This window comes from Methylobacterium iners, from assembly GCF_022179305.1.
Taxonomy (GTDB): domain Bacteria; phylum Pseudomonadota; class Alphaproteobacteria; order Rhizobiales; family Beijerinckiaceae; genus Methylobacterium; species Methylobacterium iners.
Genome location: NZ_BPQP01000045.1, coordinates 56298 through 63368 on the forward strand (window position 1 = coordinate 56298; position 7071 = coordinate 63368).

A 7071-nucleotide genomic window follows, 5' to 3' on the forward strand; every position below is an offset into this window, starting at 1 on the left:
GCTCACGACCGCTCAGCCGCCGACTCCCGCCGGGCATCGTAGTACACAGCCGCGACGGCGTCCTCGTGCAGCATCGTCCAACCGACGAGGCAGCGCAGATGGGCGGCGTCGCGGCTCTCGGTCCGGACGATCGCCCAGGTGATGCCGTGGCGCGCGAGGAGGGCGGCAAACTTCTCTGCGCCTGAAGCCGCCTGGGCGCGGTCGAGGGCGTCCATGAAGCCGCCGAGGAAGATCTGGTCCGCGCGGCCGTCGATGAAGGTCTTCACGCCCTCGGCAATGAGGAAGCCGCCGAAGTCGTAGTCGTTGTAGACGGGTCCCGTGAGACCCTTGCCGCGCGCCGCCTCCAGAGCGGCGAGCGGCGTGACGTGCGGAGCCGGCCTCGGCGCCAGGGTCGCGGCATAGCCCAACGCGGCCAGGCCCAGCACGGCCATGATGAGATGGTCCGATGGCCGGCTCCGGGGGCGCGGCTCGGGGCGCAGGCTCGCGACACACAGCGCGGCCGGGCCCGCGATCAGGATCGGGGCGACCAGGATGAACAGGTCGGCGAAGCGCGTGTGCCGGATCATCATCGCTCCGAGCAGCAGCAGCACGGCGATGCGAAACAGGTTGCGGCGCAGATCGGGCGCGAGCGCACCGAGGGACAGCGCGAGCGCGAAGAGGGCCACCGTTCCGGACAGATCGAGGGCGAGCGGCTGCCATTCGATGATGTAGCGCAGGGACTCGCCGCTGCCGAAGAGGCCAAAATTCACCAGGAACGGTCGAACGCCGTAGGGCGTCACGCAGGCGGCGAGCGTCGCGGCGAGGAGGAACATCGCCCAGCGCAGGGCCTGTCGGGTCCACTCGGTGCGAGGGCGGACGAAGATGCCCTCGCCCGCGAGGAGCCCGGCGATCACGAGGCCGATCGGGTAGCTGCCGTGGAGGTTCACCCAGACGATCATGACAAGCAGGAGCCAGGGCGAGGGGGCAACGCGCCGTTCGAGGGCGCTCACGAGCCCGATGGTCCAGACGACCAGGATCGGGAAGGCGAGCAGGTGCGGGCGCGCCAGGATGTGCGGCGTCAGGACGATGAAGGCCACGAGCACGGCGGCCAGCGCCGGCATCGCCCGGACCCGAATCGAGAGCCAGGCCTGTAGCGCCGCGAGCGTCGCGGCGAGAACGAGGATCGTGAGCGTGACGACGCCGCTCCAGCCGGCGGCGGCATGGGTCCCGAAGAGAATGACCTGCGAGGCCCACTCCTTCGCGATCCAGGGCTGCCCTGCGAAGGTGTGCGAGAACAGGTCGGTCCAGGGGACCGCACCGTTCGCGACGATCCAGCGGCCGACGGCGATGTGCCATTGGGTGTCGGGATCGCCAAGCAGCCGGTCGGCTCGGGTCAGAAGCCCCGCGGCCACAGCCAGGAAGAGGAGGCTCGAGAGGCCGGACCAGGCCGGGCCGGAGCCCGCGGTGGCGGCGTCCGCCCGCATCGGCGCAGGTGCGAGAGCGAGGGGCGATGCCATGATGCTTACCCGCGCAGGGGGCCAGCGGCCGACGGGACGGCTGCCGGCGGCTTCGACCGAGGTCCGCGGAAGACGTGCCGGCTGAGGACGACGTAGTTCAGGACCGGAATGGCGATGCAGACGATGAGGATCGACGCCTCGGGTGATGCGCCGAGCCACCCGCTCGCCAAGGCGGGGACGACGGCGGAGGCGGCGTATCCCGCGAGGGTCAGGGCGGAGAAGCGCCAAGCGGCGCCGGCGCCCGCTTCGCGATCCGCGAAAGTGAGTCGGCGATGGCCGCGGTAGGACCAGGCGGCGGCAAGACCGTAGGCCACCGGCGAGGCGAGGACGATCGGTAGACCGAGCCTTGTCACGAAGGCCCAGGTCGCGCCCGCGTAGATCAGCGTGGCGATCCCGCCGACGATCGCCATCGCAGCAAACCGAACGAGGATCGATGGAGCGTGGCGGGGCTCGGTCGGCATCTCACGCGCTGTCGGTCGGGCGGATCATCCCTACCTTCTAGCGGCCCCGGCTTAAGTCCGGCTTAAGCTTCAGATCCCGGCGTACCAGGCGAAGCCCAGCTCCGCGACCATGCTGCCGCGGCCCTTGCCGATGCCGTCGACGCGCGCCACGGCCTCGATGCTCGTCAGGTATTTCAGGCTCTTGTAGCCGAGCTGCCGCTCGACCCGCAGGCGCACCGGCGCGCCGTGCGCGACGGGGAGGTCGGCCCCGTTCATGCCGTAGGCGAGGATCGTCTGCGGATGGAGCGCGTCGAACAGATCGTAGCTGTCCCACCAGCCGTCGACGCTGCGGATGACGATGTACCGCGCGTCCGGCTGGAGCCCGACCGTCGCCAGGAGGTGGCTGAGCGGCGCGCCGGTCCAGCCCGCGATCGCCGACCAGCCCTGCTCGCAGCTGTGCAGGGTGATCTGCGTGCGCGCCGGCATTGCCCGCAGCTCGGCGAGCGAGAAGGCTGCGGGACGCGCGACGAGGCCGCTCACCGGAAGGCGCCAATCGGCGAAGCCCGCGGTCTTGGAGCGCTGATAGGCCTCGTCCTTCGGGTCCGTCGTGTTGATGGTCGGAAAGACCGTCGAGATCGCCTCGGGCCCGAATTCGCGGACGAGGGGCTGGTGGCGCAGGAGCCAGCGCTGCGTGGCGAAGGTCAGCGCGTTGCTGAGCCCATAGGGGTTGGCGAGGTCGCGCAGGGCCGGCGCATCGCAGCCGCCGAGGGCCGCACTCGTCGCGAGCGCGCCGCCGCCCGCGAGCCATTGTCGTCGGGAGATCCCGGTCATCGACCCCTCTCCGGTGGCAGGACGTAGCGCCCGGTGATCATCGAGCGGGTGAGGTTCCAGGCGCCGCCGATGAAGACCTGGGCCACGTGGACGATGAGGAACAGGGTGAGCAGGCAGCCGGCCAGGAAGTGGATCGTGCGCGCCGAGTGCCGGCCGCCGAACAGCGTGAACAGCTCGGGAAAGGCGGTGGTGAATCCGGGCGACATGGTCAGGCCGGAGAGCACCATCACCGGAAACAGCAGGAGGACGACGACGAGATAGGAGAGCTTCTGCAGGGCGTTGTAGCGGCGCGCCTCGTCCCCGCGGGCCGGACGGAGCCTCAGGTGATCGCTGATTTCCTGCGCCAGGTGGGCGGGCTGGACCTGATCAGGAGCGGGCACGAGATCGTGGCGAATATGGCCGGAGATCATGCCGATCAGCAGGTAGACTCCGCCCGCGATGACGAGCACCCAGGCGGCGAGGAAGTGCAGGTTGCGGCCCCAGCCGGTCTGTTCGAGGTTGACCGGCAGCGGCAGCTCGATCAGCGCCGGCGCGCCGAGCGCGCCGGTCTCGCCCCAGTAGAGGTTCGGCAGGGCGAGCAGGATGGCGATGCCGCTGACGAGAAGCAGAAGGAAGGCGGCCGCGCTCAGCCAATGGGTCACCCGGACCCAGCCGCTGTGGCGACGGATGATCGCCCCGCTCATCACCGCCCCCGCAGGACGTCGAGCCGGTACTGGGCCTCGCGCGCGCCGTGGACGACGTCGAGGAACCCGCGCGTCCCCGCGATCAAGACCTCCGTCGCGGCATCGCCCGAGAGCGGGTAATCCGTCTCGCCGAGCCAGTGCACGAGGACGAGGTCGCCGCCGGGCTCCAGGAACTCCGCGATGCGGCGCGCCAGGGCGGCGAGGTCGTCTTGATCAAGGAAGTAGATCACTTCCGAGATCAAGATCAGGTCGAAGCGCCCCTCCGGCCAGGCGCCCGGCACGGCGGTCCGGGCGAAGCGGACCTGGGGCTGGTCGGCGCAGCGCCGGCGGGCCGCCTCGAGGGCGCTCTCGGCCACATCGATCGCGACGAGGCTCGCGCAGCGCGGCGCGAGGGCGTGCGTGAAGACTCCGATGGAGCAGCCGATCTCGAGGGCGGACCGGTAGCTCTCGCGCGGCAGGCTCGCCAGGGTCGCGGCGTATTTCTCCCGCTCGTAGGCGCTCGTCTCGAACCGCCACGGGTCGGGATCGGAGGCGTACATGCCCTCGAAGTAGTCGGGCGGGAGCGTGGCTTGGCGGCGCGTCATGACGCGGATCCTACGGCGTCCGGCGCCAGAGCGCATCCGCCGGCCCGTCCTCGGCGAGCACGTAGGCGGCGGCGTGGGCCAGCGCCCGGTCGGGTCCCGGCTGGCGGAGATAGGTGGCGAGGTCGCGCGTCAGGCGCTCGAGCGGGTGGGGTTCGAGGAAGCCGGCGAGGCCGACCGAGCGCTGGGCGCGCTCCAGGACCTCGAGCCCTGCCCGTTCGACGGCGAGCCGCGCCAGGTTGACGTAGGCGAGAACCTGGTCCGGCCGCGCGGAGGCATCCGCCGCGAAGGCGGCGGCGCGCTCGACGAAGAGGCGCGCGCCCTCGACGGCGATGGCGGCCTCGCCCATCCGCGCGAGCTGGTGCGGGTCGCCGTCCCGCCCTGTCGCGCGCAGATGCGCGCGGGCGGCATCGAACACCGCCTCGATCCCGCCGAGTTGGACCGCCGCGAAGCGCCAGGCGCCGCCGGAGAAGGTCGGCTCGCGAAAGTAGTCGTCCGGCTCGCCGACCTGCGCCTCGGGGCCGACGCGAAGCCCGGAGAAGTCGACGGCACCGGAGGCCGAGGCCCGCATGCCCTGAGCCCGCCATGCGGTGAGATCGGCCCGCTCGCCCGCCACCAGGTCGACGACGAGCATCTGCGTGCGGCCGTCCGCGATCCGGGCTGTGACGAGGGGCCGGGTCACCCAGCCGGCCCCCGAGGCGAAGGTCTTGCCGCCGGAGAGCAGGCCGTCCGCGAGGCCGAGCCCATCGGCGGGCGATTGCGTGTTCCAGACGCCGAACAGGTGCCCGGCGCAGGCGTCGGCCGCGAGCCGGTCCCGGACCGCGGGAGCGGCGTAGCTCAGGATCAGGCCGAGCGCGTTGACGTGGCCCTCGTAGAGCCGTCCGAGCGCCAGGCTGCCCTGGCCCACCTGGGCGAGCACGTCGAGCAGGGTGCCGACCCTGCCGCGCTCGGACAGACCGGCGCCGCCGAGCACCGTCGGCAGCGGCGCGGCGAGCAGGCCGGTCCGATGAAGCTCGGCGACCTCCTCGCTCGGGAAGCCGCCGGGCCGGTCAAGGGCGTGCGCACGGGTCGCGGCCAGGGCGGCGACGGCGCGCGCGTCGGAGACGGGATCTGACGATGCGGCGATCGCGTGGTTCTGAGCGACGAGATTCATCTGAGGTTGAACGTGGAACAAAGCGTCTCGTTCGGCAAAACACGTCTTCGCGGGGCGGACAGGTTGCCGCGGCCGAAAACCTCTCTTCCGGGGCGCTCGATCTCGTCGCGCCCGTGAGGGCCGGGAATGACTCGGATTCACGCCGAAGAGATCAGAAGAGGCCGAGGATATACCTTCGATCCATTCTAAAACTTACGCCTTTCCCGGACTTTGTCGATCTTCTATTAGGCCTCATCGACGAGGCGCGAGGCGTGGCGATCAGCACGATGAACGATCCCGGACAGGCGGCGGCGAGACGATCCTGTGGACCGAGGCTCGTCTTCGTCCTGCTCCACCGCTGGGTCGGGCTGACCATCGCCGCCTTCCTGTTCGTGTCCGGCCTCACCGGCGCAGTGATCTCGTGGGACCACGAGCTCGACGACCTTCTCAATCCGCACCTCCACGCGGTCGCGAGCCAGGGTCCGGCGATGTCCTCCCTCGATCTCGCCGCCGCGGCCGAGGCACGTGACCCTCGGGCGCAGGTCGTGGGCGTGCCGCTGACGCCGGAGCCGGGGGAGGCGCTGGCCTTCTTCGTGCAGCCCAAGGTCGATCCCGCCACCGGGCAGCTCTACGAGCTCGGCTTCAATCAGATCTTCGTCGATCCGGTGACGGGCGCCGAGCTCGGCCGCCGCGAATGGGGTCAGGCCTGGCCGATCTCCCGCGAGACCCTGGTCTCGTTCCTCTACAAGCTCCACTACTCGCTGCACATTCCGGAGATGTGGGGCATCGAGAACTGGGGCGTCTGGTTCATGGGGGGCATCGCGGTCCTCTGGACCCTCGACAGCTTCGTCGGGTTCTACCTGACGCTGCCTCAGCGGCGCGGACCGAACCCGCAGCGTCCCGCCGCCGTCGTACGGGAACTCGCCCGCGGCTGGTGGCAGCGCTGGAAGCCGGCCTGGCGGGTGAAGACATCGGGCAGCGCCTACCGGATCACCTTCGATCTCCACCGGGCCGTCTCGCTTTGGACCTGGGGCCTGCTCTTCGTGCTCGCCTTCACGGCCTTCTCGCTCAACCTCTACCGGGAGGCCTTCCTGCCCCTGATGTCGACGGTCTCGCAGCTGACGCCGACGCCCTTCGAGCAGCGCGCGATCGTGCCCAAGCACGAGCCGGTCACCCCGGGCGTGGGCTTCGCGCCGGTGCTGGAGGCGGCGCGGAACGAGGGCGCCAAGCGCGGCTGGGCGGAGCCCGTCGGCTCGATCTTCTACAACCAGCGCTACGGGATCTACACGGCCCGCTTCTTCCAGCCCGGCGACGACCACGGCGCGGCCGGCGTCGGCCCGGCCGCCCTCTACTTCGACGGCGGAGACGGGCGGCTGCTCGGCGAGCGCCGGCCCTGGGTGGGGACGGCGGCCGACATCTTCGTTCAGGCCCAGTTCCCGGTCCATTCCGGCCGCATCCTCGGCCTGCCGGGCCGCATCCTGATCTCGGTGATGGGTCTCGTCGTCGCCATGCTCAGCGTGACCGGCGTGGTGATCTGGTGGCGCAAGCGCGCGGCGCGGGTCTCGGTGCGGCGCAAGGCAGCGATGCCAGCAGGTTTCCCGGCACCGGCGGAGTAGGCCTCGCCCCTCGAGCGGGTCGTCAGGCGACGTGGCCAGCGTTTCCGTGGAGGCGCGCCACGGCAGGGCAGCCGAGGACGGCGTCCCGTTCCGCTCCTGTCACGCAGGCCGCATCGACCCATAGCCGACTCATGAGAAAGTCGACGCGCGCTCGTCCAAAGTAAGCTCTACAGTATCCACTCTGCCGCGGCTATTTCCTGAAAAGCTGCTGTATGATGTCACACGAAATACATTTCGATCTATTGATCCTTCATCATCAGATAGTCTCTCACGGGTGCTGATGACTGGGAGA

7 protein-coding genes are annotated in these 7071 nt (G+C 70.4%); 1 reads left to right on the forward strand and 6 read right to left on the reverse strand.

The annotated features are described in order from the left end of the window. Window positions 1–2: 2 nt before the first annotated feature. The 6 genes from MFF55_RS14980 to MFF55_RS15005 all read right to left on the reverse strand — a co-directional run bounded on the left by MFF55_RS14980 (window position 3) and on the right by MFF55_RS15005 (window position 5184). Complete coding sequence (locus MFF55_RS14980) at window positions 3–1496, reverse strand: hypothetical protein (RefSeq protein WP_238244905.1); 1494 nt, start codon at window positions 1494–1496, stop codon at window positions 3–5. 5 nt (window positions 1497–1501) lie between these two features. Next, entirely contained in the window at window positions 1502–1957 is a 456-nt protein-coding gene (locus tag MFF55_RS14985; protein WP_238244906.1) for a GtrA family protein, read from the reverse strand. 69 nt (window positions 1958–2026) lie between these two features. Further along, window positions 2027–2767 (reverse strand): molybdopterin-dependent oxidoreductase, encoded by a 741-nt coding sequence (locus MFF55_RS14990; protein ID WP_238244907.1) that lies wholly within the window; start codon window positions 2765–2767, stop codon window positions 2027–2029. Beyond that, complete coding sequence (locus tag MFF55_RS14995; RefSeq protein ID WP_238244908.1) at window positions 2764–3450, reverse strand: cytochrome b/b6 domain-containing protein; 687 nt, start codon at window positions 3448–3450, stop codon at window positions 2764–2766. The genes MFF55_RS14990 and MFF55_RS14995 overlap by 4 nt, the downstream gene beginning before the upstream one ends. After that, the gene (locus MFF55_RS15000; protein WP_238244909.1) at window positions 3450–4034 is read right to left on the reverse strand and encodes a class I SAM-dependent DNA methyltransferase; all 585 of its coding nucleotides are present in this window, start codon (window positions 4032–4034) and stop codon (window positions 3450–3452) included. Before MFF55_RS15000 ends, MFF55_RS14995 begins: the two co-directional genes overlap by 1 nt. Window positions 4035–4044: 10 nt before the next feature. After that, window positions 4045–5184, reverse strand: coding sequence for an acyl-CoA dehydrogenase family protein (locus tag MFF55_RS15005; RefSeq protein WP_238244910.1), 1140 nt, complete (start codon window positions 5182–5184; stop codon window positions 4045–4047). A gap of 266 nt (window positions 5185–5450) precedes the next feature. Between MFF55_RS15005 and MFF55_RS15010 the strand changes: the two genes are divergently transcribed. After that, on the forward strand, window positions 5451–6779 hold the full coding sequence (locus MFF55_RS15010; RefSeq protein ID WP_238244911.1) for a PepSY-associated TM helix domain-containing protein: 1329 nt from the start codon (window positions 5451–5453) through the stop codon (window positions 6777–6779). The last annotated feature ends 292 nt before the right edge of the window (window positions 6780–7071 follow it).

What these genes read in the sequence shown, in the direction of transcription:
- MFF55_RS14980 (WP_238244905.1), bottom strand. Translation starts at nt 1,496, where the DNA reads ATGGCATCGCCCCTCGCTCTCGCACCTGCGCCGATGCGGGCGGACGCC.
- MFF55_RS14985 (WP_238244906.1), bottom strand. Translation starts at nt 1,957, where the DNA reads ATGCCGACCGAGCCCCGCCACGCTCCATCGATCCTCGTTCGGTTTGCT.
- MFF55_RS14990 (WP_238244907.1), bottom strand. Translation starts at nt 2,767, where the DNA reads ATGACCGGGATCTCCCGACGACAATGGCTCGCGGGCGGCGGCGCGCTC.
- MFF55_RS14995 (WP_238244908.1), bottom strand. Translation starts at nt 3,450, where the DNA reads ATGAGCGGGGCGATCATCCGTCGCCACAGCGGCTGGGTCCGGGTGACC.
- MFF55_RS15000 (WP_238244909.1), bottom strand. Translation starts at nt 4,034, where the DNA reads ATGACGCGCCGCCAAGCCACGCTCCCGCCCGACTACTTCGAGGGCATG.
- MFF55_RS15005 (WP_238244910.1), bottom strand. Translation starts at nt 5,184, where the DNA reads ATGAATCTCGTCGCTCAGAACCACGCGATCGCCGCATCGTCAGATCCC.
- MFF55_RS15010 (WP_238244911.1), top strand. Translation starts at nt 5,451, where the DNA reads ATGAACGATCCCGGACAGGCGGCGGCGAGACGATCCTGTGGACCGAGG.